Annotated in this window: 20 protein-coding genes; 8 read left to right on the forward strand and 12 right to left on the reverse strand. The window is 60.9% G+C overall.

Going from position 1 to position 23,143, the window contains the following annotated elements:
- Window positions 1-10: 10 nt before the first annotated feature.
- Entirely contained in the window at window positions 11-1,024 is a 1,014-nt protein-coding gene (locus tag J4E63_RS19540) for an SDR family oxidoreductase (protein ID WP_060741788.1), read from the reverse strand.
- Between the two features lie 514 nt (window positions 1,025-1,538).
- Here J4E63_RS19540 and J4E63_RS19545 point away from each other — a divergent pair.
- Window positions 1,539-2,135, forward strand: coding sequence for a TetR/AcrR family transcriptional regulator (locus J4E63_RS19545; RefSeq protein ID WP_192262374.1), 597 nt, complete (start codon window positions 1,539-1,541; stop codon window positions 2,133-2,135).
- Window positions 2,136-2,145: 10 nt separating this feature from the next.
- Here the strand turns inward: J4E63_RS19545 and hisM are convergent, their stop codons facing one another.
- The 5 genes from hisM to J4E63_RS19570 all read right to left on the reverse strand — a co-directional run bounded on the left by hisM (window position 2,146) and on the right by J4E63_RS19570 (window position 6,260).
- The gene (hisM, locus tag J4E63_RS19550) at window positions 2,146-2,847 is read right to left on the reverse strand and encodes a histidine ABC transporter permease HisM (protein WP_207283038.1); all 702 of its coding nucleotides are present in this window, start codon (window positions 2,845-2,847) and stop codon (window positions 2,146-2,148) included.
- Window positions 2,844-3,533: an ABC transporter permease gene (locus tag J4E63_RS19555; protein ID WP_207283039.1), complete on the reverse strand. Its 690-nt coding sequence runs from the start codon at window positions 3,531-3,533 to the stop codon at window positions 2,844-2,846. The genes hisM and J4E63_RS19555 overlap by 4 nt, the downstream gene beginning before the upstream one ends.
- A 24-nt stretch (window positions 3,534-3,557) precedes the next feature.
- On the reverse strand, window positions 3,558-4,328 hold the full coding sequence (locus J4E63_RS19560; protein ID WP_207283040.1) for an ABC transporter substrate-binding protein: 771 nt from the start codon (window positions 4,326-4,328) through the stop codon (window positions 3,558-3,560).
- Between the two features lie 61 nt (window positions 4,329-4,389).
- Window positions 4,390-5,244 (reverse strand): PfkB family carbohydrate kinase, encoded by an 855-nt coding sequence (locus J4E63_RS19565; RefSeq protein ID WP_207283041.1) that lies wholly within the window; start codon window positions 5,242-5,244, stop codon window positions 4,390-4,392.
- A 2-nt stretch (window positions 5,245-5,246) separates the two neighbouring features.
- Window positions 5,247-6,260: an SIS domain-containing protein gene (locus J4E63_RS19570; RefSeq protein ID WP_060741794.1), complete on the reverse strand. Its 1,014-nt coding sequence runs from the start codon at window positions 6,258-6,260 to the stop codon at window positions 5,247-5,249.
- Between the two features lie 246 nt (window positions 6,261-6,506).
- On the opposite strand from J4E63_RS19570, the gene J4E63_RS19575 reads away from it, so the two are divergent.
- Both J4E63_RS19575 and J4E63_RS19580 read left to right on the forward strand, forming a co-directional pair.
- Window positions 6,507-7,298: a GntR family transcriptional regulator gene (locus J4E63_RS19575; protein ID WP_060741795.1), complete on the forward strand. Its 792-nt coding sequence runs from the start codon at window positions 6,507-6,509 to the stop codon at window positions 7,296-7,298.
- 182 nt (window positions 7,299-7,480) lie between these two features.
- Window positions 7,481-8,392 (forward strand): helix-turn-helix domain-containing GNAT family N-acetyltransferase, encoded by a 912-nt coding sequence (locus J4E63_RS19580; protein ID WP_060741796.1) that lies wholly within the window; start codon window positions 7,481-7,483, stop codon window positions 8,390-8,392.
- A 6-nt stretch (window positions 8,393-8,398) separates the two neighbouring features.
- Here the strand turns inward: J4E63_RS19580 and J4E63_RS19585 are convergent, their stop codons facing one another.
- A complete protein-coding gene (locus tag J4E63_RS19585) occupies window positions 8,399-9,142 on the reverse strand; it encodes a GntR family transcriptional regulator (protein ID WP_192262379.1) in 744 nt (247 codons plus the stop codon).
- Between the two features lie 134 nt (window positions 9,143-9,276).
- Here J4E63_RS19585 and J4E63_RS19590 point away from each other — a divergent pair, with 134 nt between their 5' ends.
- The 5 genes from J4E63_RS19590 (at window position 9,277) to J4E63_RS19610 (ending at window position 15,325) form a co-directional block, all read left to right on the forward strand.
- Window positions 9,277-10,116: an ABC transporter ATP-binding protein gene (locus J4E63_RS19590; protein WP_207283042.1), complete on the forward strand. Its 840-nt coding sequence runs from the start codon at window positions 9,277-9,279 to the stop codon at window positions 10,114-10,116.
- Window positions 10,113-11,114, forward strand: a complete 1,002-nt coding sequence (locus J4E63_RS19595; protein ID WP_060741799.1) for an ABC transporter substrate-binding protein — start codon at window positions 10,113-10,115, stop codon at window positions 11,112-11,114. Before J4E63_RS19590 ends, J4E63_RS19595 begins: the two co-directional genes overlap by 4 nt.
- Window positions 11,115-11,121: 7 nt before the next feature.
- On the forward strand, window positions 11,122-11,871 hold the full coding sequence (locus tag J4E63_RS19600) for an ABC transporter permease (RefSeq protein ID WP_060741800.1): 750 nt from the start codon (window positions 11,122-11,124) through the stop codon (window positions 11,869-11,871).
- 52 nt (window positions 11,872-11,923) lie between these two features.
- A complete protein-coding gene (locus J4E63_RS19605) occupies window positions 11,924-14,293 on the forward strand; it encodes a hypothetical protein (protein WP_207283043.1) in 2,370 nt (789 codons plus the stop codon).
- Window positions 14,294-14,560: 267 nt separating this feature from the next.
- Window positions 14,561-15,325, forward strand: coding sequence for an SDR family NAD(P)-dependent oxidoreductase (locus J4E63_RS19610; RefSeq protein ID WP_207283044.1), 765 nt, complete (start codon window positions 14,561-14,563; stop codon window positions 15,323-15,325).
- 60 nt (window positions 15,326-15,385) lie between these two features.
- On the opposite strand, the gene J4E63_RS19615 is transcribed toward J4E63_RS19610, so the two are convergent.
- The 5 genes from J4E63_RS19615 to J4E63_RS19635 form a co-directional block, all read right to left on the reverse strand.
- Window positions 15,386-16,441 carry a hypothetical protein gene (locus tag J4E63_RS19615; protein WP_207283045.1) on the reverse strand — a complete coding sequence of 352 codons (1,056 nt, stop codon included), beginning with the start codon at window positions 16,439-16,441 and terminating at the stop codon, window positions 15,386-15,388.
- A gap of 32 nt (window positions 16,442-16,473) precedes the next feature.
- Window positions 16,474-18,288, reverse strand: a complete 1,815-nt coding sequence (locus J4E63_RS19620; protein ID WP_207283046.1) for a hypothetical protein — start codon at window positions 18,286-18,288, stop codon at window positions 16,474-16,476.
- Between the two features lie 3 nt (window positions 18,289-18,291).
- Window positions 18,292-19,596 (reverse strand): hypothetical protein, encoded by a 1,305-nt coding sequence (locus J4E63_RS19625; protein WP_207283047.1) that lies wholly within the window; start codon window positions 19,594-19,596, stop codon window positions 18,292-18,294.
- A gap of 18 nt (window positions 19,597-19,614) precedes the next feature.
- The gene (locus J4E63_RS19630; protein ID WP_060741811.1) at window positions 19,615-20,535 is read right to left on the reverse strand and encodes a hypothetical protein; all 921 of its coding nucleotides are present in this window, start codon (window positions 20,533-20,535) and stop codon (window positions 19,615-19,617) included.
- Between the two features lie 217 nt (window positions 20,536-20,752).
- Window positions 20,753-23,137, reverse strand: coding sequence for a hypothetical protein (locus tag J4E63_RS19635; RefSeq protein WP_207283048.1), 2,385 nt, complete (start codon window positions 23,135-23,137; stop codon window positions 20,753-20,755).
- Window positions 23,138-23,143 lie beyond the last annotated feature (6 nt).

The following is a 23,143-nucleotide window of genomic DNA, read 5'->3' on the forward strand; positions in this document are numbered from 1 at the left end:
AGTGTTTCAATCAAGCATCTGTGTAGTTGTTATTCCGATACCAGTCCAGGGTATCGGTCAGGGTTTCAGCGACAGGGCGGAACTGGCATTCCAACTCCCTTGAACTTTTGTTGTGGCTGAAATGGGTACGGCCTTGTTCTTGCGCCATGAGCTTGACCGTGGAAGTACTGATGAGTACCGGTTTCTTGGTAATCCGGTAATAACCTTCATAGATCAGCGCGATGATTCGCAGCATGAACAAGGGCACTTTTCGTTCCGGGGCTTTCACGCCACTGACGCTGGACAGCGCCTGGAAAATGCTTTTCATGTCCATGTGATTGCCGGCGGCGAGGTAACGCTCTCCGGACCTGCCGCGGGTGATGGCCGCGATTTGATGTTCGGCCACATCCCGGGCATCGACGACGGAAAAGCTTCCGGGAAGTACGCCGGGCAATTTCTGTCCGACAAAGTCGAGCAGGAACTGGCCCGAGGAGGTCGGGCCGATATCCCCCGGGCCGAACATCCACCCTGGCAAGACCATGGCAATGAACATGTCCGGGTGCTGCGACAGGAATTGCTGGACCTTTTGTTCGGACAATATTTTGCTCAAGTAGTAATCGTCAGCCTCCTGTTCACTGCGAGACATGGTTTCATCGATCACTTGATCTTTATTGCCCTTCAACACGGCGATGGAAGAGGTGTGCACAGCACGACGGATGCCGGCGGCATAGGCGGCTTGCAACAATCGCTCGGTGCCGGTCACATTCGTGTCATAGAGTTTTTGCCAGTGTTTCCCGCCTTTGTAACTGTCGCGGAAATAGGCCGCGGTATGAAACAAGGCATCGCACCCCTGCAGGGCATGGCTGAAGGCATCGACATTGAGCATGTCGCCTTCGACCCATTCCACGGGCAGGCTGGCGAACTGTTTCTTGGCTTTCTCTGCGGAACGAACCAGTGCTTTTACTTTGATGTTTCGTTTTAACAGTGCACGAACGATATTGTTCCCGAGCAGGCCAGTAGCGCCTGTAACGAAGGCATATTCCATTAAAATACCGCTCCTGTGAGATGACCTGCCATTGCATCGAGACCCGTGTCACGGACGTGATGCCTGGATCAGGCGTTGGGCTCCACCAACGGCGCAATTAAAAACCATTCGGTATCTGAGAATCAAGTGGTATTTAGTCGTAATGGCAAATCAGTGGCTCTGAACCGGGCCTTACGCAGATTTTTTTACGCTGTGGTGTGCCGTGGGACGGTGGGAAAAAATGCCGTTTTGAGGTGGGTAGGAGGCACTCCATCCAGCTCGTCAGGCAAAGACCACAACGGTTTTGCCTTGCATGGGCCCAGGCAAGAAAGTGACTGGGTAGTCATCTTGCGTTCGCCCCAAGATTGTCCCGGTTACATGGCACATACATGGCACGGGATGAAAGTTAAAATGTAAATGATTGAACGAGGTGCGTATAAGATATGATGGCGAAGATGGACTCCATACAGTGAGTAGCCGCTGCGTCGCATTTAGTTACATGTACATATTTTGACTGGCCAAAGGAGCCGAGGGCGTGATTAAAAAGAGACTAGGTCGAGAAGAGAGCCAGCAAGTAACAAGAGATAAATTATTCGACACCGCCACTGAGCTGATGATCAGCAAAGGCTTTCATGCCGCCAGCGTCAACGTTATTGCCGAGGCGGCGGGCTTTTCCAAAGGGGCCTTCTTTTCCAATTTCTCCAGTAAATCGGATTTGCTCCTGCAACTGACTCAACGCTTCAAGCGAGTTGAAATCGATCGCTTGAGCGCGACCCTGGCGTCGGGCTATTCGGCGGAGCAGTTGAGCCATGGCTTGAATGCCTATATCGACACCCTGAAGAACAATACCCGCTGTGCGATCCTCGATGCCGAGTTGCAACTGATCGCCCTGCGGGATGAAGAGTTCTCACAGCATTACTACGACTTGCATGAGGAAAACAGCGAAGCCCTGGGCAAGTTGATTACCATCATATTCAACCATGCTGGCAAGAAACCGCCGCTGGACTATGCCGCGCTTGCGAAGACCTTCACCGCCCTGTCCGAAGGCTTGATATTGCAAGGGCATAAAGATCCGGCGATTGAAATAAAGCTGGTGCTCAATTCGCTCATCCAGACCGCGGAGCCTCTATAGGTCTTCATCGTTATCGCTGATAAGCCAGCAATCGGCGTTCAGCCAATCGGAATACACCCACCAGTGCGCACGCCAGCAACATGTAGAGCAGCGCGGCAATGCCATAGGCGTGGAACGTCTTGAAGGTGGCAGCGTTGACATCTGCCGCGATTTTAAGGATGTCAGGAACGGTCGCGGTAAAGGCGATGGCCGTGGCGTGCAGGACAAAGATCACTTCGTTGCTGTAGGCCGGGAGTGCTCGGCGCAGCATGCTCGGTATCAGCACCAGGAGGAATAGCTGGGTGCGGGTCATGCCCAGGGCGAGGGCGGCTTCGATCTCGCCGCGTGGGGTGGTGCGCAGTACGCCGGCGAGAATCTCGACGGTGTAGGCACAGGTGTTCAAGGCCAGGGCCAGGATCACGCAATGCATGCCATCGCGAAAGAACCACCACAGGCTCGACGATTCCCTGATGACGCTCAGGCTGGCCAGGCCGCTGTAGATGATCAGCAGTTGCACGAACAACGGCGTGCCGCGCAACACCAGGGTATAAAGCTGGACAGGCAGTGCCAGCCAACGATTGCCATAGGTGCGAACCAGCGCCAGGGGGATCGCCGCGCACAAGCCGATGACGGCGGACGTGACCAATAACCATAGCGTGACGACCAGGCCGCTCCAGCGGTAACCGTCGGACCAGAGAAAGTTCGGTCCGAATTCCTTCAGTATCTCGATCATGACACGCTCCGCTGCGGTTCGATGCTGTAGCGTCGTTCAAGGTGTTTGAGGGCCAGGCTGGACAGGATCGCAAAAGCCAGGAAGATCGCCGCAATCACCAGATAGAAGAACATCTGCCTTGACGTCGCGCTGCCCGCCTGTTTGGCGACCTGGACCATGTCATTGAGGCCCAGCAGCGAGATCAGGCCGGCACTTTTCAACAACACTTGCCAGATATTGCCGATGCCGGGCAATGCGAACCGCATCATTTGCGGCAGGCGGATGCGCCGCAGGACTTGCCAATGGCTCATGCCATAGGCCCGGGCCGCTTCCAATTGGCCTGACGGGATGGCCCTGAAGGCGCCGCGAAAGGTTTCGGCACAGTACGCGCCGTAGATGAATCCCAGCGTACCGATGGCGGTGCCATAGGGATTCAACTGCAACGATTCCCGGCCGAACGCCTGGGCTATCTGGTTGATTCCGATTTGCGCGCTGTAATAGATCAGCAGCATCAGAACCAGGTCCGGCACGCTGCGCACGAGTGTGGTGTAGACCGTCGCGACCAGCCTTAGCGGCGCCACTGGCGAGAGTTTCGCCAAGGCCCCGAGCAGGCCAAGCACGAGGGCGACGCAGGCGGCCCACGTGGCCACTTGGACGGTCAGCCACGCACCCTGGAAAATGAGATAGCCGTACCCTTCGAGAAACATGCTTTCAGGCTCCACGCGGGTGGTTTACTTCGGTGAGATGTCGAAGTCGAAGTACTTTCTGGCGATGCGTTCGTAGGTACCGTTCTGGTGGATCCGTTCGAGCGCCTGGTTGATTTCGCCAGCCAGGGCGGTATCGCTTTTACGCAATCCGATGCCGGTGCCCGGGCCGAAGATCTCCGGTGACTTGACCACCTCGCCGGCATAGCCGAAGCCTTTGCCTGCGGGCTTTTTCAACAGGCCCTCGGAGACGGCGATGGCATCGTCGAACGCCGCATCCAGCCGACCGTTGACCAAGTCCGAATAGGTCAAGTCACTGCTTTGATAGGGCACCACTTCCACGCCCTTAAGGCCCCACATCCGCTTGGCGTAGACCTCGAACACGCTGCCTTGCTGCACGCCGATGCGCTTGCCGCGCAAGGATTCGGCAGTCGGTTGCAATTGGCTGCCTTGCGGGGCCACCAGACGTGCCGGGGTGTCGTACAGGGTGTTGGAAAAGGCAATTTCGGCTTTGCGTGCTTCAGTGATCGAGAGGGCAGAGAGTATCCCGTCGAACTTCCTGCCCTTGAGGGCCGAGACCATGCCATCGAAGGCGTTTTCGACCCAGACGCAACGGCGTTGCAATTCGCTGCACAAGCTTTCGCCCAGCTCGATATCGAAACCTGTCAGGGAGCCGTCCGGTCGCTTGGACTCAAAGGGTGGGTAGGTGGGGTCGACCCCGAAACGCAGTTCTTCGTTGGCGCCCGAGGACATCAGCGGGCTGGCCACGAGCATCAAACCGATCAGATATTTTTTCATCGACAGGGTATCCACGACAGGTTGGTAGAGCCGTCCCGGGAGGGCCCCGGGGCAGTACGCATCAGCCTTGAATGTTCAAGGCGTGTTTCAGTTGTTGAACGCGTTGGCTGTCCACGGTCCGCCCATGGCCAAAGCCACCGGCCCACCCGCACACCTGGCCGGCATGATCGACGCCGTGCGCAAGGCACTCGGCAAGGGGGTGCCGGGCTTGCCACGCGAGCAGGAACGCGGCGATAAAGCCGTCGCCGGCGCCCATGCTGTCGACGAACGCACAAGGCAGCGCGGGTTGTTCGCGGGCTCCCTGGGCGTCGACTGCGAGGGCGCCCTGGGCACCGCGAGTGATGACCACCGCCGCCGGCCCCTTGGCCCGCATCGCGTTCGCCAGTTCAATGGCTTGCGCCGTCGAGAGATCGGCCGCCGAGAAAAAGGCGACGTCCACGTGCTGGATCAGGGCCTGCCAGTCGAACTCGACCCAGTTGTCCGAGAAGTCGAAGGACAGGCAACCACTGGCCTGGCGAACCTGGGCCAATTGATCTTCCAGGCCGCTGTAGAGGCTGCTGTGTGCCAACGGGAATGTGCCGATGTAAGCCAGGTCGTCGGCATCGAGGCGCAGTTGGCGGCACACGCCAGGATCGCTGCCGAGGAACACCCGCTCGCCCTCGACGTTGTCGACACACGCCCAGCCATTGGCACCCGATAACGTCCGGCAGCGTGAAGCATCGACCGCTTCCTGTTGCAGGCAATCGAGCAGGTACTGGCCGTGCCGGTCATCGCCAACGCAGCCCAGGTAGGCACTGCGAGCACCCAGCCGGGCGGCGAATACCGCGACATTGAGTGCATTGCCGCCGGGGTATTCGATGTTCTGGTCCAGGTAGACGTCCAGGGTGTTGTCACCGACCGCGATCAGGCTGGCCATGCTCAGTACTCCGTTTTCCACATGTAGCGGCGGGTCGTCAGTGGCTGTTGGTGCCAGACCGCCAGGTGGGCGGCGATGCGTTCCACGGCGATGCCGACAATGTAGGGCGCGACAATGGCGCGGATCTCGGGGTCGATGCCCTCCATCGGGAAGTCCTTGGCGTCATAGACCATGACCCGTTCCGTGTAGCGCTGGCAGAACCGCACGACGCGCTCCATCTGTGCACGACTGGGGTCTTCGCCCACCAGCAGGAGCAGGGGCGTGGTGGCATCGATGGCTTCGAACGGGCCGTGGAAAAACTCCGCGGCTTCCACCGGCAGACAATGCAACCACTGGCTTTCCATGACCACGCAGACGCCGAACACATAGGCTGTGGTGAACATCGGCCCCGAAGCAAGGAAATACATGACGCGGTCGTCTTTGTAGAGGCGTGCCTCTTCGGTTGCCCGTTGGTCATTATTGATCGCGGCATCGGCCAGGGCCCTTGGCAATGCCTTGAGCGAGCGGGTGAGCTTGTCCAGCAGCGGCCAGCCTTCGCGCTTGGCCAGGATCCCGCCGATCAGGGCCTGGAGCGTCATGAAACAACCGAAGTAGGCTTCGTCGGTACGTCCCAGCAAGAAGCAATGCTGGACGGCCTGGGCCAGTGGCAACTCGGCGGTCTGGGTCACGCCTACGGTGAGGCAAGGCTTGTCTTGCAGAAAGCGTGCGGCGGCGATGGTTTCCTGGGTCGTGCCGGACTTGGAGGCGAGGACCACCAGGGTGCGTTCATCCAGGCGCGGTGGATCGATGTCCATGAAGTCGGCCGGGAAATAACGGCGCACTTCCAGCGTGTGGCTGTAGCGTTCAAGCCAGTATTGCAGGCCGAGCATGATGCGGTTGGGAGCGCCGCAGCTGACGAAATAGATGCGGTCGATCCGCGAGGCCAACTCCTGGCCGAACTGCTGGGCGTCGTCGACGATGTGCACGGATTGCTGCAAGGAACTGATGAATGCTTCCCGGTTGAACTGGATCGCCATGTGAACTCCTGGGCCTTGTTAAAGGGTTCATGCTGCTGTCATGAACACGATTTAGACCAAAAGCTATACCATGAAAAATACCATTACAAGGATTTTTCCCCATGGTCTAATAGGCTTCCTACGGGATTTCTACGGTGTTCTGCGAGGCGGTTTTGCCGCTTATGATCAAGCTGGCGGGTTTGCGACATTATTTTGGGGTTCCACAGTCGCAATGCAGTGCCGAAAAAATAATCCAGGATGTAGACCATGAAAGTAACGCCTCCAAAGTCTTCCGACGTTGCGCTGTTGGCGCCCGAACGCAAGCAGGTGGCCTGGCAGGCTGTGCAGGCCTTGCTGGAGATGCTGGAACGCCCGGAATTCGGGCCCACTGAACGGATCCCGGCGGAACGGGATCTTGCCGAGCACCTGGGGATCAGCCGGATGACCCTGCGCAAGGCGCTGCAGACGTTGATCGATCGCGGGGTCCTGGAGCGTCGGGGCAATCGTGGCACCTTCGTCACGGCGCCCGGTGTCGAACGGCCGCTCAATACCGTCGCGCGCAAGGGTATCGCTGAAGTGGTCGAGCAGGCTGGCGCCCGGCCGGGCAGTAAATTGCTCTACTTCGAACAAACCCAAGCCAGTGCTCGAGTGGCGAAACTGCTGAAAATCCAGGAAGGCGACCCCTTGCTGACCATCAGGCGCCTGCGCACCGTGGATCAAAAGCCATTCTGCATCGAGACCAGTTACATCCCGGCCGCCCGGGCACCGGAGCTGGTGGCGGGAGACCTGATCGAGGGGGCTTCGTTGTATGCATTGTTGTTATCGCGCTACCAGATCGAAATAGAGAGCGACGAGGGCACGCTGAGCATCGCCACGATGAACGACCAGGAGGCGCGCTTGCTCGACGTCGAGCCCGGGACGGCCGCACTGGTCTACCGGGGCGTGATCTTCGACCGCCAAGGGCAGCCCGTGGAGTACCTGGTCTCGATCAACCACCCTCAGCGCGTGGTGTTCAAACTGGCGGACAGTCGGGTCAATAGCCTTCATGGCGATCATTAGGTGCATGCTCCATTCGCTGCGCGGCGTGGCTGTTGCTCCTGGGATCTGGGCTGGAAAGCTTGACTGAACGCACGGATGGGTATTTAGTTGTGCGATGCAACTAAATACCCATCGCGTCCGAGGTCCCCGTGAACCATTGCCCACCAGATCTGATTGAGAACATCCGTTCGGCATCGCGTCTCATGGTGCGGGAGCTGGGGTTCATGCACACCACGTTGGCTGCGACGGATTATCCGCCGTCGTCGGTGCACACCATCGTGGAGCTCGGCAATCGCCAATCCCTGACCGCGGGCGAGCTTGTCGAGCTGCTCGGCCTGGAAAAATCCAGCGTAAGCCGGATGGTTCGCAAGCTCATCGAGGCCGGCGAGATTGAAGAAGTTGCCCATGAACAGGATGCGCGGGCCAAGAGATTGCGACTCACCGCCCAGGGGCAAAACACCCTCTGCGCCATTGATGCTTTCGCCACGCAACAGGTTGTCGCGGCCATGGCTCACTTATCTGACGGGCAATGTCAGACCGTGAGTGAGGGGATTGCCAGCTATGCCATCGCGCTACACGCCCATCGGCTCGGTACAGCGCCGCCCGCGCCGGCGCAGTTGGAGATCGCGCGTGGCTACCGTCCTGGCGTCATTGGCCGCATTGTGCAAATGCATGCGGACTATTACGCCAGGCATTCGAACTTCGGCCAGTTGTTCGAAAGCCTGGTTGCATCGGACATGGCCGAGCTGATGGGGCGTCTGCACAATCCGCGCAATGAGGTCTGGGTCGCCCTGGATGGCGAACGAATAGTCGGTTCGATTGCCATCGACGGCGAAGGCGAGGGCGGCAGTGCGGTGCTGCGCTGCTTCATCCTGGATGATTCGGCGCGCGGCAAGGGGGCTGGTAGGCGCCTGTTGGCCGAAGCGATGAAGTTCTGTGACGAGTGGGGCTTTAGCTCAACGATCCTCTGGACGTTCCAGGGGCTCGACGCTGCTCGCAAGCTGTATGAAGCGTTCGGTTTCAGGTTGGAGCAGGAGCAAGAGGGGCAGCAATGGGGGCGACCGGTTACAGAACAGTGTTTTGTCAGGCCGGGCCCAACCGTCGCGCCAATTTGAATCCTATCAATTGGCGGTATTGGATTTGAACACCCCACTGAGAACGAAGGCGTAGCGTTCCGGGCGGATGAAAAACGTCGTGCGGTCGCAGCAACGGCCATCGGCGAAATAGGACGTGCGCTCCATGACCAGCAGCGCGGCACCGCGTTTGACGTGCAGCGCGCTGGCCAGGCTTTTGTCGGCTTCCTGTGCACGGATGGCCAGGTCGGCGCGGCTGACCGCCAGGCCGGTGATCGATTCGAGAATGGAATAGATCGGCTGATGTTCGACCTCAGCCCAGGCCACGCTGGCCAACTCTGCCGGCAGGTGGCTGCGTCCCAATGCGATGGGTTCGTCATCGACGAAGTGCAGGCGCTCCAGAAGCAGGCAGTCGTGCGCTTGCTCAAACAACCCCCGCAGGGTTTCTGGAACGGGCTGCAGGGCATGGCTGAGCACCTGCATGCTCGGTTGCAGCCCTTGCAACAACAACGCCTCATGAAAGCTGCGCAACGCATCCAGGCCGTGCCGCACCTGCTTGGCCGCGACGAAGGTGCCTTTGCCTTGCTTGCGCTCCACCACGCCGTCGTCGCTGAGCTTGCCCACTGCAAGGCGAACCGTGACGCGGCTCACCCCGAACCGTTCGCCCAACTGCGCCTCGGACGGTAGCTTGCCGCTGGGTTCGTAGTCGCCGCGCTGGATTTCTTCCAGCAGTTGATGGGCGATCTGTTCGTAGAGCGAGGTGGTGCTGTCGCGAAGAATGGAGGTGGACACTGTCAGCTTCCATGGCCTTGAGTGGGGCAGGGTGCCTTCACTTCTAAGGTTATAAAAATAGGTTATTGGGACTACTTGTATTAATACGTATTATGTCAGGCATTCCCATTGTAAACGACCTGACGACACTTGCCATGCCCAAAACCCTCCCTTACCCGCAGCCGCAAGCCGACGCCCTGACGGTCGATGACATCAGCTTCAGCTACCCCAACGGGCATCGCGTATTTTCCTCTTTCAGCCTGAACGCCAAACCCGGCGAGTTCGTCGCGATCCTCGGGCCATCCGGCTGTGGGAAAACCACCTTGCTGAACCTGTTGTCAGGGTTCGTGCAACCGCAAAGTGGCCGCATCACCATCAACCAGACCGCGGTACGGCCGGAGCGTTCGGAGTTGGGTTATGTGTTCCAGGCGCCGCAATTGTTCCCCTGGTTGAGTGCCCTGGAAAACGTTCGTTTCGGTCTGCGGATGAGCGCCCAGGCCGACGAAGCGCAGCAGCGCGCACAGGCGTTGCAGTACCTGCGCCTGGTCGGTCTGGAGAATGCCGCGCAGCGGTTGCCGCACCAGCTTTCCGGCGGCATGCAGCAGCGTGTCTCCCTGGCGAGAACCCTGGCACTGGAACCCAGCGTATTGCTGATGGATGAGCCGTTCGCCGCGCTCGATGCCATCAGTCGCAACAGCATGAACGAAGAGACGTTGCGCATCTGGGCCGAACTGGGCCAGACGGTGTTGTTCATTACCCACGACCTCGACGAAGCGGTGTTCCTGGCCGACCGAGTCATCGTGCTCAACATCGCGCCGGGCGGTATTCACAGCGAGCTGGATATCCACCTGCCGCGTCCCCGCAGCAACCTGAAAACCCGTCGCCTGCCGGCGTTCCTCGATTACCGCAATGAGCTGATGACGCGCATTGCCCAGGTGATGGACGCCTGCGACACCACGGTTTACCCCACCCCTCGACTTGAGCTGACAGCATGATCAAACGTTCGCTGCTTGCCCTTACATTGTCTGCCGCCACGTTGGCAGGCAGCGCCTTCGCCGTAGCGGGCGAGGCGAAACCCTTGCGCGTGGGTTATGTCTTCGCCATGGCCAACGCCCCGGCGCTGATCGCCGACAAACAAGGTTACTACCGCGAAGAAGGCTTGAACGTCGACCTCAAGGCCTTGGGCGATGGTCCGGTGATCCAGCAGGCACTGGCCGCCGGTGAACTGGACGTGGCCTATGTCGGCACCCCACCGGTGTACCAGTGGTTTTCCCGCGGGCTGCAAAGCCGGATCCTGGCGAAGGTCAATTACGGCCAGGCCGCGGTGATTGTCGACGCCAAGAGTCCGATCACCCAGCTGGAAGCGCTCAAGGGGAAAAAGCTCGCCGGGGTCAAGAAGGGCAGTGGCATGGATGTGCTGCTGCGCGGTTATGTCCTGAAGGAAAAGGCCGGGCTCGATCCCGACAAGGACCTGGACATCATCGACATGCCGCCGGGCAACATGAACGCTGCCCTTGAACGTGGCATCGTCGACGCGGCATTTTCCTGGGAGCCCTTCGTCAGCCAGTCGGTGTTGCGCGGTTCGAGCCGGATCCTGCTGGACGTCAACCAGGCGCTGCCCCAGTACCCGTGGTACGTGGTGATCGCCTTGCCGAAAACCTTGCAGGAGCGCCCGGATGATGTGGTGAAGCTGTTACGCGCCCATCGCAAGGCCATCGCCTTCCTCAATGAACATCCCGACGAATCGAACCGGCTCATCGCCGAGGCATTCAAGCTCGAATCGGTGCAAGGCATTGACGGCAAGACCATCGCGCCAGAAACCATCGTTGCCCAGGCCCGAACCCGGCTGGGCTGGTCGGCGGACTTGCAGGCGGCGGACATCCAGTTCATCCAGCGCCTGATGGATTACTCCCACGACCTGGGTTTTATCGACACCACGCTCAAGACCGAACAGATCGTGGATACCTCCTACCTGGAAAAAGCCGCGCACTGAGTCCGTCATGTCCTTGCCAAAACCGAATTGGGGATGGGCGTCGCTGCCATTCCTGTTGTTGATCTGGATCGCCCTGGCGAGCCGCTTTCCCACCTACATCCTGCCGCAGCCCTGGGACGTTGCCCGCGAGGCGCTGCGCTGGCTGGGTGACCGTTCGCTGTGGCAACACCTGCAGGCCAGCGTGCTGGAAGAGCTGGGTGGTTTTTGCGCCGCGGTGATCGTTGCGCTCCTGCTGGGCACGGCCGCTGGCCTGTCCTCGCGCTTTCGCGATTTCATCTCGCCGCTCAACAGCCTGTTCATGGCCATCCCGCCGATTGCCTGGGCGCCGCTGATCATGATCATTTTCGGCCTGGGTTATGTCTCCATCGTGCTGGTGATTTTCATTGCCGCGATGTTCCCCATGGCGGTGACCATCCAGGAGGGCGTGCAGAGCATCCGCGGCGGTGAAGTTCGCGCGGCACGGACCTTGGGTGCCAACGCCTGGCAACTGTTGGCCCACGTCTATCTGCCGGCCTCGTTGCCGTTCGTGACCGCCGCCTTGCGCATCGGCTTCAGCCAGGGCTGGCGGGCGCTGGTGGCGGCGGAAATGATCGGCGCTTCCCGCGGCATCGGCTGGATGGTCGCCACGGGCGGGCAGATCGGCAACAGCAGCCAGGTGCTGCTGGGCATTGTCGTGATCGGCTTGATTGCCTGGCTCATGGAAAGCTTTGTATTCCGGCGCATCGAGCGTCACTACCAGCAATGGCGCGTGCAATAAGCATCGCCCCACGTATTCGAACCCTTCAGTGGACCACTGCACGAGGTGTCATGTGAGTAACGTTTTCGATCCCCGCGAAGCCGGGCATTACATCGCCCCACAAGGCCTGTACGAGCGCAACAAGAAACGTCCGTTCCTGGGCAGCGTCCACTGCGACCGTGACACGCTGGTCGCCGGGCAGTGGGATGAAATCACCCTGGTCTACGAGGTCGGTGGCAGCGGCCTGGCCGACGGCGCGTGGCTCAAGCTGGCCTTCAAGTTCTATTCCGACTGGGCCTTGTTCCAGACCTCGAACCCGGCCGGCCCCAACTATGTCAGCGCCGAATACCAGGCCGGTGAGCTGGTCCCTGGCCAGAGCCAGGCCACGGTGCAGCACTTGAAGGTGCGCTTCGACCAGAAGGGCCATGAACGGCCATTCCAGAAAGCGATCATCATCGACATCATCGACGGGTACCTGAACCCGGGCGATAAAGTCATCATTCGCCTGGGTGACCGACGCCAGGGCGGGGCGGGGACGCGGGTGCAGAGTTTCGTCGAGAAGGACTTCCGTTTCCGCCTGTTCATCGACCCGCTGGGCAGCTCGAAATTTGCCGAAGTGCCGGGCGATCCCTTGTTGGACATCGTGCCGGGACCGGCGCAGCGCGTGCAACTGATCGTGCCTCGACTGGTCAGCGCCGGGGAAGCCTTCGATGTCCTCTTGCGGGTGGACGATGCCTGGGGCAACACCTGCCGAAACTTGCCGCTCGAGGGTGTCCTGACCCTGGTTGATCCGGAGGGCGGCGAACGTCGACAGCCGTTCACGCTGGCGTCCGAAGGTTGGGCGACGGCCCGGCTCGAGGCGCTTGACCTCGGCGCCGTGGGCGAGTGGCGTTTGTCCGCCAACGTGGCGGCGCCGTTTGTCGACGGGGCCCAGGCCTTCGTCACTGTCGACCCGGCCGGTACGGCGTTGCGCCCGCTCTACGCCGACCTGCATGTGCACTCCGATGACACGGTGGGCACCAACGACACGCTGTACAACCTCAGCTACGGTCGCGATGTCGCCGGGCTCGACGTCCTCGGCTACACCGCCAATGACTTCAATATCACCGAGCAACGCTGGGACCAGGCGGTCAAGCTGATCCACGAGCTCAATGAGCCGGGCCGATTCGTGTGCTATCCCGGAACCGAATGGTGCGGTAACTCTTGTGCGGGCGGCGACCGCAACGTCGTATTCCTGCATGACCGCAAACCCGAGTTCCCCTTCGACAATCAAGGACGACTGGTGCGTTCCTTCGAATGGAACGAGTTCACCGCCGGCACCATCAAGCCAGGCGCCTGGCCGGTGGACGAGTTGTACGCCGCCTATGCCAAGGACCCCGAAGGCCATCTGATGATGCCCCATGTCGGCGGACGCCGTTGCAACCTCGATTGGCATCACCCGGAACTCGAGCGGCTGATCGAGGTGGGTTCGGCCTGGGGCCAGTTCCATTGGGTCTACGCCGAAGCGCTGCAGCGTGGCTATCGGGTTGGCGCCGCGGCCAACAGCGATGAACACCAGGGCCGCTGCGGTGGCGGCGTTCCGGCCACGGCGGTGTTCGGCTCCCGTGGTGGGTTGACGGGGGTGGTCGCCGAGGCTTTCGACCGCGCCAGCGTCGGCAAGGCCTTGCGCGCCCGCCGTACCTTCGCCACGACCGGGGAGCGTTCGTTCGCCAGCCTGCGCCAGGGCAAGCACTTCATGGGGGAAGTCTTCACTGCCGATTCGAATGCCTCCCTGGACTATCGACTGCTGGGGGAGGCCGGGTGGGAGCAGGTCGATCTGTTTGATGGCGACCAGTTGATCTGGTCGCGTAACCTGCACCAGGAACTGGGTTTCTGCGCGCAACGCATTCGCCTGCGCCTGGGGGGTGCGCGGATCAAGGACCGCTATCGCGGTGCGTACTGGACTGGCGAAATCCGTATCACCGGCGCGGTCATCAATGGTTTCCGCGCCTTGGGCCTCGACCATCCCGAGCAGACCGTATGGCGCAAGGACGCCACGGTCCTGGCGTTTCGCACCGACACCAACGGCGATACCGACAGCATCGAAATCGACCTGTCGCAACTGGCCGGCGCCACGCTACAGATCCACAGCCGTATCGACAATTACGTCAAGGTCGGCGACCCGTCCGAACCGCAACCTTACGTGCACGCACCGACGGTGGTGATGGAGCTGTCCGGCGATGAGTTGTTGGCGCAATCGCAAGTGGTCGAGCAGTTGCCGGGCGCGGAGTTGAAGCTGTCCCTGGAACGGACGACCGCTGCACCGTTGCCCCGTGAGTTGCAGGGGCGCATCGAACTGGCACGGCTGGGGCTTGATCCAGGGCGTGAACACCCCTTGTTCATCTGTGCCCGCCAGCGGGATCAGTCACGGGTCTGGACCTCCGCGCTGTTCCTGACCCTGTAGGCGCTGTCGAGTGCAACGAGGCTGCGATCTTTTCCCAGACACTTGAATCTCAAGCGAAAGATCAAAAGATCGCAGGCTTCGCCAGCGCCTACACAGCCCGGCGGTGGCCATCTCTGGCCACATTTGCGCAAAACCCCGACAGTCCCAGCAAGCCTGCGAAAGCCTGGCAGTCGCCATTGCGAGAAAGTGAAGTCGTCGATAACGACAGCGCCCACGGGCGCCGGGCAGGCGAATGTTTCGTCTGTCCGCTCACGCAGGAGAGCGATCATGACCGATATCCAACACAACATTCCCCACGAAGTCCAAGGCAAGGTTGCACTGGTCACTGGCGCCGCCAGTGGCATCGGCAAGGCCATCGCATTGCTGTTGCATGCCCGCGGTGCCAAGGTAATCGCTGAAGACATCAACCCCGCCGTCCATGAGCTGGCCCGTCCCGGGCTGGTGCCGCTGGAGGCCGATATCACCGCGGATGGCGCCGCCGAGCGCGCCGTCGGCCTGGCCGTCGAGCAGTTCGGCCGGCTGGACATCCTGGTCAACAATGCCGGGATCATCATCAATAAACTCGTCATCGACATGACGCGCCAGGACTGGGAGCGCATCCAGGCGGTCAACGCCACGGCCGCTTTCCTGCATTCACGCGAAGCGGTCAAGGCGATGATGCCGAACAAGGCGGGGGCCATCGTCAACATTGCGTCCTACGCGTCCTATTTTGCCTTCCCGACCATTGCCGCCTACACCGCGTCCAAAGGTGCCCTGGCGCAACTGACGCGCACCCTGGCACTGGAAGTCATCGAGCATGGCATTCGCGTCAATGCCATCGGTGTTGGCGATGTGGTCACCAACATCCTCAATGACGTGGTCGAGGACGGTCCGGCGTTCCTCGCCCAGCACGGTGAAGCCGCGCCCATCGGCCGCGCCGCGCAGCCGGAAGAAATTGCCGAGGTGGTTGCGTTCCTGGCCTCCGATCGCGCGAGCTTTGTGGTCGGCGCGGTGGTCATGGCCGACGGTGGCATGACCGTTACCGCAGGCTGACGCGAGTAGTGGATGACACTTGGGTCACCGGCCGGGCTGTGCTCCCGGCCGGTGTTTTCGTCAGAGTTGCACCCGACGAAGCCTGCCGCGTAACGGCACCACGTTTTCCTCTGGCGTGGGCAGTGGCCGCCCGACCAGGCCCATGCCTTCGCTGACCAGTACCGCGTCGGGTAACAGGCACAGGTTGGACGGGGTATCCAAGCCTCGGGCGAGCACGGTGACCTGGGCTGTTTGCAAGTCGCAGCTCAGCAGTCGCCCACTGAATCGGGTAAAGCCGCCATGCAGGGGTTCGCCGTTCCAGTCGGGGAGCAGGGGTTGTTGCAAGCGCTCGCAGAGTTCCAGCACCAGCAGGTGGCCGTTGGGGCGCAGCGCCAGCCCGGTGGGCAGTTGCAGGCCGCGAATTAGGATGTCGATCTCGGCGCTGGCGGGCCAGACCCGGATCACCTGGCCGGCCTTTTCGGCAAAGTCGATGCCCTTGCGGTTCGGGTCGCCGTGCAGTTCCCCCGAGAACAGACTGATCAGCACAGCGTCTGTCGCCGGTTCGTACACCAAGGTCACGGGAACGGCTTCCTGGCCTTGATCCAGTTCAGGCAGTTGAGCCAGCACGCGCTCCTCTTGGCCCGTGACGAACTCCACCAACTGATTGGTATCGGGCTTGACGGCCAGCCAACTGCGGCGGGTCGGGTGGTAGCACAGCGCGTTCAGGTTGCCGCGGCTATGGAAGACCGGCTCGGGCGGCGTGAATTGCAGGTCCAGCAGTTTGGAACCCGCGACGTAATCGGTCTGGCTGACCAGGCAGCGTCCATCACCGCAGGCGATGTCCGACAGCCCCATGATTTCATCGCGCAGCATGCGTGCCTGCATGTTCATGGCGCGAAACCCTTGCGCCAGGGTTTCGCGGGGCAGGTAGGCGCCGGGCCGCTGCGGATCCGGGCGCAGTCGACTGATACGGCCGCTGAAAGGTTGGTCGGGCAACCCGGAACCTGCTTCGGTGAGCAGCAGGCTGCCGTCGGCTTGCAGGCAGAGACCACGAGGGTTCAGCAGGTCTTCGGCGACAAGGGTGCTGGGGCGCAGGCTTTCCTCCGGGTGTGCGGGGATCTGAAGGGGAACTGACATAGGCTCTCTCCATGAACAAAAGGGGGACACGGTCATTGCGGCGGTTGCCACGGTTCACCGGTGAGGTAGGCCCGCAGCAGTGCCCGCTGGCAGGGCGACATCGAGCGCACCACCGGCATGAACAGCGTGGTGCCTTTGTACGCATCCGAGGTGCGGGCCAGGATGGGGTTCTTGGCGCCCATGATGGCGTCGGGCTGATTCAGCGGGATGTAGCGCGACATGGCAGGGAAGGCCAGGTAGTGAAAGCGCAGCACGTTGGGGTACATCAGCGGCCAGGTGATGGTCGTGCCCTGGGGGATGCCGAAGTCGGTCTGGGCGTATTTGCGAAAGTTGGTGAAGTAAGCGCTGCTGGGGAAATTGTTGACCGTGCAGGTCAGGGCGACGAAGCCCGCTTGAGCGGCGCTGCCCGGCTTGAGGGTGACCGGGAAGCTGACGGAAAGCTGGCCACTGTCGACGGTCAACGAATCAGGGAAGTCGAGGAAGTCCCAGTATTGCGGTTGATCATAGACCGCGGGGGGCGCCGCCTTCAGGCCGATTTCGGTGGTGCTGGGCACCGTGCCGCCCAGGTACCGGACCTGCAGGGTGATCGACAGGCCGTTGGGGTAGTCCTCCAGGTAGACGTTGCGCTGGTCGGCATAGATCCGATAGGTCGATTCGGTGGCATTAAGTGTGGTGTTGCAAACCTTGTCGGGCGCGGTAATGGCCAGTGCCGTGGTCCGCACCGTCTGCTGCTGGCTGGTGGTCAGGGGCAGGTCGACGATGCCGCCATACACGTAGTAGTCGACCAAGGGACTGCTGGTCGGGTCCAATGTGGTCAGGGTGGTGGCGCCGGCGCTGATGGTCACGGTCCCGTAATCGGCGTTGGGCCCGATGGGGCTGGTGATATCGTCCCGGACAGCCCGGAAGGTTTTCTTCGGAATGACATTCACCATGTCGATGCTCAGGAGGCCACTGTCACTCAGTTCGGCATAGCCGGCGTTCCCCGTGTACTGGTTAATCAGTTGCCGGCCCGGCTGGCAGTTCAGCGGCTCGTCGGCGAAGGCCGGGGCCAGTGTGCCGATGACCCTGCCGATGCTCGGGTTGGGCGTGTACCGGCCAGCGGCGTAGTCGGCGTCCAGTTGCTCGGTGGTCATCGCGGGACACATCTCGAACATGACGAAACGCAGGACGATACCCGTTGCGCCCGGCGCTTGGATGATCGAACGCAGCCCACTGCTGTTCTGGTTCCAGTTGACGATGCTACTCAGGGGGAAGGTCAGCTGAAATGTGCCGCTGAAGCGGAAGGAGCCCGGGGCATCCATTTGCTCTGGTTCCAGCACACGCTTCTTCATGTAGAAACTGCTGCACACGGTGTCGCTGCGAATCAGCAACTGGATGTTGTCGTTGCCACCGATTTGCAGGCCGCCGACGAAGATCTGGGTGGTCGTCGAGGCGGTGGGGTCCAGGTCCACCATCATCGGGCCGGACACCGGTCCCTGGCCGGTCACCGGGTCCACCGAGCCGAGCAGGTAGACGGCCTGGCCCACCAGGTCGCCAGTGGTGTTGATGCTGCCGGGGATGCCCTGGGAGCTGATCAGGGCGTTCTGCATGTCGACGACATGCTGCCCGTAGTGATTCCAGCCACCGGCGGTGTAGCGATTGCCGATGGGGGCGGGGGCATTGATCATGTTGTTCAACTGATCGTCGGTGTAGGACTCGGCCCCGGGTGCCAGGGTCGAGGTGGTCAGGTCGAAGAGCGGCCAGTCATCGTTGCCATCGTAGGGAATGGTCGGGGAGTTGTTTGGTAGGCTGACGTCGGTGCGGATGCCGCCCCAGAAATTCAGCCGTGGTCCGTTCAGGATGCTCATGAGTTATTCCTCGTCCTTGATGGTTTTGCCGACAGGCGAATTGGCGAATTTGAACAGGTAGGAGTAATCGGATTTGTAGGGGCTCTTGACCGGGGTCGCCATGGAGTGGCAGTTCATGCAGCTGCTGTTGGGCTGGATGTAGCTTTCCATGGTTACGTTGGCCGAGAGGGCGGGGGTCGGCTGGCCCAGTGGGTTGCTGGGGTTGTCCGGCATCAGCGGGCGCTGGGTGGTGATGAGTTGGTAGTACTTAAACACGCTGCGTTGCAGGTCCGGGTCGCTGCGGTAACGGGCGTTGACCTGGTTGGTGACCTCGGCGATCGGGGTGAACCGGTTCAACGGGTTCGGGGTCTGGAAGGTGGTGCCGGGCTTGGGCACGCAGACCAGGTGCGCGCCCTGGGTCTGCCAGTCGCAGGGTGACTGGTTGAGGCTGGCTGCCGGCGCGTTGGGGTTGAAGTAGGAATAGGCCGTGCCGGCCGCCGGCTGGTCGACCCATACGCCGTTTACCAGCACTTTGGGCGCAACGTTGTCGATCTGTTCGAAGGTCGACCAGATCCACTGCGGATAACCGTTCACCTTGGTGATGATGTGCAACCCCACCAGGCCCAGATAGGCCTCGGTGACGCCGCTGCGCTGGCCTTGGTCGTCGAACGTGGCGACGCGGGCGAGCATGGTCAGGTAGCGGCTGGCGTTGTCATGCGTGGTAAGGATGCGCCAGCTCGATTTGACCTCGATGACCCCGTAGGGAAAGGTGATGTTGTTGGCTTTGGACACCACATCGGCGTTATAGAACTGGTTGGCGACGATGTAGTTGTAGGAGGTCTCGTTGGCCGAGATGTCGTAGTAGGTCGGGTTGCCGGCCTGGTCGATCAGCCAGCCGCCGACGGCCTGGTCGACGGCATTCACCAGGGAGCTGTTCTTCAGCGCGGCGATGTTGATGATGCCCAGGCTCTTGGCCAGTTGCGGGGTGTTCCAGGGGCCTGGATCGGCCCCCCGTGGCAGGAAGATTTCTTCCACGGTCTTGTAGGTCTGCCAGACGGTGTAGCCAGGGTCTCCCGGTTGCTTGCTGCAGTCGGGATCCCCGCGCTGCCCTGCCTGGGCGGGCCAGTTCACGGCGATGAACAGCTGCCAGCTGTATTGATCGAACAGGTCCTGGCTGGCGGTGGCCGCTGGCGCCGTGCTGGGGGGCTGGCAATTCAGGCTGGAGGCCTGTGTCCGTGGCATGGCTTGTTCCTGGGATTGCTCCAGGGCCAGGGCCGGAAGATTGGCCAGACCCACTAGTACCAGGATGAAACGCAGTGAAATGTTCATGGCGATCTCCGTCATTGCTCAGGGTTTGCGCTGCATGAGCTTGTTCCACTGCGCCTTTTGGCCGTTGCTCTGGGAAGCCGGTGGCTCGAACAACTGGCAGGGCGGTGGATTCGCCGGGCACATCGCGGCCACCTGCGCCCAGGTCTGGGCCGGGTCCGGCCTGGCGATGCGGAAGTTGGTGTAGTTCTGGCTGACGATGGGGGCATTGGCGACGCTGGTGTCACCGGAGAAAAAGAACGATTGGGGCTGCCGGTAGGGCGGTTGCCCCGACATCTTTTTGTAGAAGGCATAGCCGAACAGGATCGGCCCCTGCGGCGATTGAAGGTCCAGCGCGTAGGCCTGCACGCTGGCGTCGAGGTTTTGGCTGCGCTCGGCGCTGTAGGGCAGGTGCTGGATGAAGTCTTGGCGCGGCGGATGGTTCATCGGCGAGAACATGCAGCAGGCCGGCATGTCCTTGGGGCGATCCTGCGGATAGGTCAGGAAGTACGCCTTGTTGCCCAGGGACACGAAGGAGCAGGTGTAATTGTTGTTCTTGATCGGGAAGATCGGCAGGCAGTACTTCTCATAGTGCTCCATCATCGCACCGAAGCCGTCGCCATCGGCCGGGATATAGGCCGTGTCGTAGTAGCTGGTGCCTCGGGAGACGGTGTAGTCCGCCGGGGTCAGGGTGGAGGGCGGATTGCTGTAGGGCGGCGGGTTTTTTTCGTAGTTGTGCATCACCCGGTACATGGTCCAATCGCTGATCCAGAACGCCGGGAAGAACGGATCGGAAGGGTCGCCCGGGGCGCGTTTGGCGATGCAGTTGCCGTTCTGTTCGTTGCACCCCTCGGTGTTGTGCACGCCCATGGTGAAGTAGACGGCACCGCTGTCCTCGGCAAACAGCGGTGGGCTGAACAGCAGGATCAACAGCAACAGCCGGTTCAAGATACTGGTTTTCATAGGTCATTCCTTTGAAAAGTACCGGGTGACACTGTGTGCGAGCCTGTGGGAGCAAAGCTTGTGTGGGAGCTGAGCTTGCTCGCGATGAAGGCACCTCGGTCTTTCGAATGACCGCGTTATCGTTCATCGCGAGCAAGCTCGGCTCCCACAAAAGCTCGGCTCCTACACCAGCTCGCTCCCACAGTGGTTTATCTTTCCTGGGTGAACAGCGTTACGGTCAGAGGTTGTCGTAATCGCTCATCTTGAGTTGTTGTGGCGGATAGTTGCGCTTCACCAGCTTCTTGGCCCATAGCTCCAATACCGCGCGGCGGCTCTGGGACATGTCACGGGTGATGGGCATCGAGAGCGTGCTTTCTTCCTGGTAGGGCTTGCTGATCAGCACAATCAACTGGTCGATGGCGCCTTCGACGCGTGCCTGGGAGTTGAGCGGCATGTACTTGTTCATGATGGGGTACAGGTAATAGAAGGTCTGCAGGATGCGTGGGTAGAGGAAGCCCTCCCACAGCTGCGTGGCGGCGTTCTGATCCTTGTAGACGGTGTTCCAGTAGTTGATGAAGTCCTGTTGCAGCTGCACGTCCAAGGGCAGGACGCGGAGCGGCGCGAGGAAGTCGATGTAGGCTTGGGGAACGGGGAAGCTGAAGGGGATGACCGGATCGCTGTCGCCGTCCTTGACGAAAAAACGCAAGGTCGGGAAGCCCGGGGCCACGGCCCTGAAGCTCACTTGGGCGATGCCGTTGGCGTCGGTGGTCGTGGTGACATAAGAGTAATCCACCGGCGTGGCGTGGACGTCGTCGTGCAGGGTTCCGGTGGCGTAGAGGCCAGCGTCGAATGCCAGGCAAGGGTGCAAGTCGATCGTGACCGGTTTGCCCTCGCCCTGCAGGAATTGCTGATAACCGATCGGGTCTCCAATGTCCTCATCCGTATTGCGCAGCGCGGTCAGTCGGCGGCCGCTGCCTTCGGCCAGATAGTTTTGTACGGGCGGCGCGTTATTGAAGTTCGGTAGATTGGCCTTGTTCAGTTCGGGGTGGTTCGGGTGGTCGAAGAACAGCGTGAAATTGGCCGCGTTGCTGGAGGCCAGATAGTAGTCGCTGGTGGTCACCATGTAGGGGTTGCCATATTCCGCCACCCATAGCGTGGTATTGGCGGCCGGCTGACCATTTTTCTGCACCATGATGGTCAGTGTCTTATGGTCGCCCACGTCGATGAAACTGCCGCTCTCCACCACTTCGGCGGTCCAGGTTTGCTGGGTGGCGGCGATCACGGGGGTTGGGGCGGCCGTGGCCTTCAGTCGCAGCTCCAATGGATTATCTGCCTGTAGCTTCGTCAGGGCCTCGTCGCTGAGCGTGAAGTCCTGCAGGCCGGAGCGTTTGTCGAAGGCTGCCTGGTTATACCGGTCGAAACCGAAGTCCACTACCGGCGTGAATTGATCACCCTCGCGTACACCCAGTTGATAGTCGCCAGCCTGGAATTTTTCGGCGGTCAGGATGGGGGCATCGGGCTCTACCGGATAGAACGGGAACGTGTTGGCCAGATCCAGCGACAGGGTGTTGCCGGTAATCTGCACCGGGGTCACGCCCAGTGTGGTGTTTTGGGCAGACGCGCCTGGTTTAGCGACAGCGACGGCCTGCACGGGCACCAGGCGCCGGCCGGCGGGGGCGGTGGGGTACTCGTCGGTGAACCAGAGGCCCAGGGTCGCGGCGGTGCGGCTGTAGGCGGGATTGAAGAAAATACCGGAAACGTTGTCCAGGCCCTTCTGATACATCGCTTGCAGACGAGCCGTATCCGAGGGGGCATTGGAACGGGTGTTGACGTACGGAAAGTCGTTGAACACACCGTTCCTGTCGTAGCAGGTCAGGTAGGTGGAGAACCTGAACATCAGGCCCTTTGCCCCTTGCAGCTTCATCTGCTGCTGCAGGTTACTCAGCAGCGCCGAATCACCGATGACCCATTCCAGGTTCTCCTGGGGAAAGCAGGTCTGCCAGGTGGTGGTGACATACACCAGGCCACCGAAGGCGCCCCAATTGAAATTGAGGAAGCGATCCATCATCCGATACTGGCGATTGAGGGTCAGGCCACACGTGGCATCCCCCAGCATCAGCTTGTCGAAATACAACGCGGTGAAGGTGTTCTGCCACGGGCTGACGTCCACGAAGCGCGCGGCAGTCGGAGCGTTGCTGCCAAAGGGATTGCCGAGCAATTGGTAGTCCCTGCCAACCAGCGCATCCTCGGTGATGTAGGTGTCGGCCTGCAGCTCGCCGCCAATGATCGTTGAGCGAGTCCCTTTGTAGCTCACCGTGCCGCAGGCATTGTCACCAAACAGATCCCATTCGGCGGGCATGTATGGGTAGGTTTTCGGGTTGGCATTGGTCGGTACCTGCAGCATATAGAGCGGCAGCTCATTCTTTGCCAGGGGCTTGATGGCCCAGGGCATCAGCTGGGTGGGGGCGTTCGTGGCGTTGATGCCGAAGTGGCTCATGAACGGCCAGTTGATGTCCGCGTTGACCGCGTCATACAGCGGATATACATCGTTATTGTTGGCCGTCGGTGGGTTCCAGAACATATGGCCGTTGAGGTAGATACGGGGGAAATTCAATACGCTCATGTCATG

This window comes from Pseudomonas sp. FW300-N2F2 (assembly GCF_017351655.1).
GTDB lineage: Bacteria > Pseudomonadota > Gammaproteobacteria > Pseudomonadales > Pseudomonadaceae > Aquipseudomonas > Aquipseudomonas fluorescens_AA.

Coding starts and splice junctions, on each gene's coding strand:
- J4E63_RS19540 (WP_060741788.1), bottom strand. CDS start 1,024: ATGGAATATGCCTTCGTTACAGGCGCTACTGGCCTGCTCGGGAACAAT.
- hisM (WP_207283038.1), bottom strand. CDS start 2,847: ATGATCGAGATACTGAAGGAATTCGGACCGAACTTTCTCTGGTCCGAC.
- J4E63_RS19555 (WP_207283039.1), bottom strand. CDS start 3,533: ATGTTTCTCGAAGGGTACGGCTATCTCATTTTCCAGGGTGCGTGGCTG.
- J4E63_RS19560 (WP_207283040.1), bottom strand. CDS start 4,328: ATGAAAAAATATCTGATCGGTTTGATGCTCGTGGCCAGCCCGCTGATG.
- J4E63_RS19565 (WP_207283041.1), bottom strand. CDS start 5,244: ATGGCCAGCCTGATCGCGGTCGGTGACAACACCCTGGACGTCTACCTG.
- J4E63_RS19570 (WP_060741794.1), bottom strand. CDS start 6,260: ATGGCGATCCAGTTCAACCGGGAAGCATTCATCAGTTCCTTGCAGCAA.
- J4E63_RS19575 (WP_060741795.1), top strand. CDS start 6,507: ATGAAAGTAACGCCTCCAAAGTCTTCCGACGTTGCGCTGTTGGCGCCC.
- J4E63_RS19580 (WP_060741796.1), top strand. CDS start 7,481: ATGGTGCGGGAGCTGGGGTTCATGCACACCACGTTGGCTGCGACGGAT.
- J4E63_RS19590 (WP_207283042.1), top strand. CDS start 9,277: ATGCCCAAAACCCTCCCTTACCCGCAGCCGCAAGCCGACGCCCTGACG.
- J4E63_RS19595 (WP_060741799.1), top strand. CDS start 10,113: ATGATCAAACGTTCGCTGCTTGCCCTTACATTGTCTGCCGCCACGTTG.
- J4E63_RS19600 (WP_060741800.1), top strand. CDS start 11,122: ATGTCCTTGCCAAAACCGAATTGGGGATGGGCGTCGCTGCCATTCCTG.
- J4E63_RS19610 (WP_207283044.1), top strand. CDS start 14,561: ATGACCGATATCCAACACAACATTCCCCACGAAGTCCAAGGCAAGGTT.
- J4E63_RS19615 (WP_207283045.1), bottom strand. CDS start 16,441: ATGTCAGTTCCCCTTCAGATCCCCGCACACCCGGAGGAAAGCCTGCGC.
- J4E63_RS19620 (WP_207283046.1), bottom strand. CDS start 18,288: ATGAGCATCCTGAACGGACCACGGCTGAATTTCTGGGGCGGCATCCGC.
- J4E63_RS19625 (WP_207283047.1), bottom strand. CDS start 19,596: ATGAACATTTCACTGCGTTTCATCCTGGTACTAGTGGGTCTGGCCAAT.
- J4E63_RS19630 (WP_060741811.1), bottom strand. CDS start 20,535: ATGAAAACCAGTATCTTGAACCGGCTGTTGCTGTTGATCCTGCTGTTC.
- J4E63_RS19635 (WP_207283048.1), bottom strand. CDS start 23,137: ATGAGCGTATTGAATTTCCCCCGTATCTACCTCAACGGCCATATGTTC.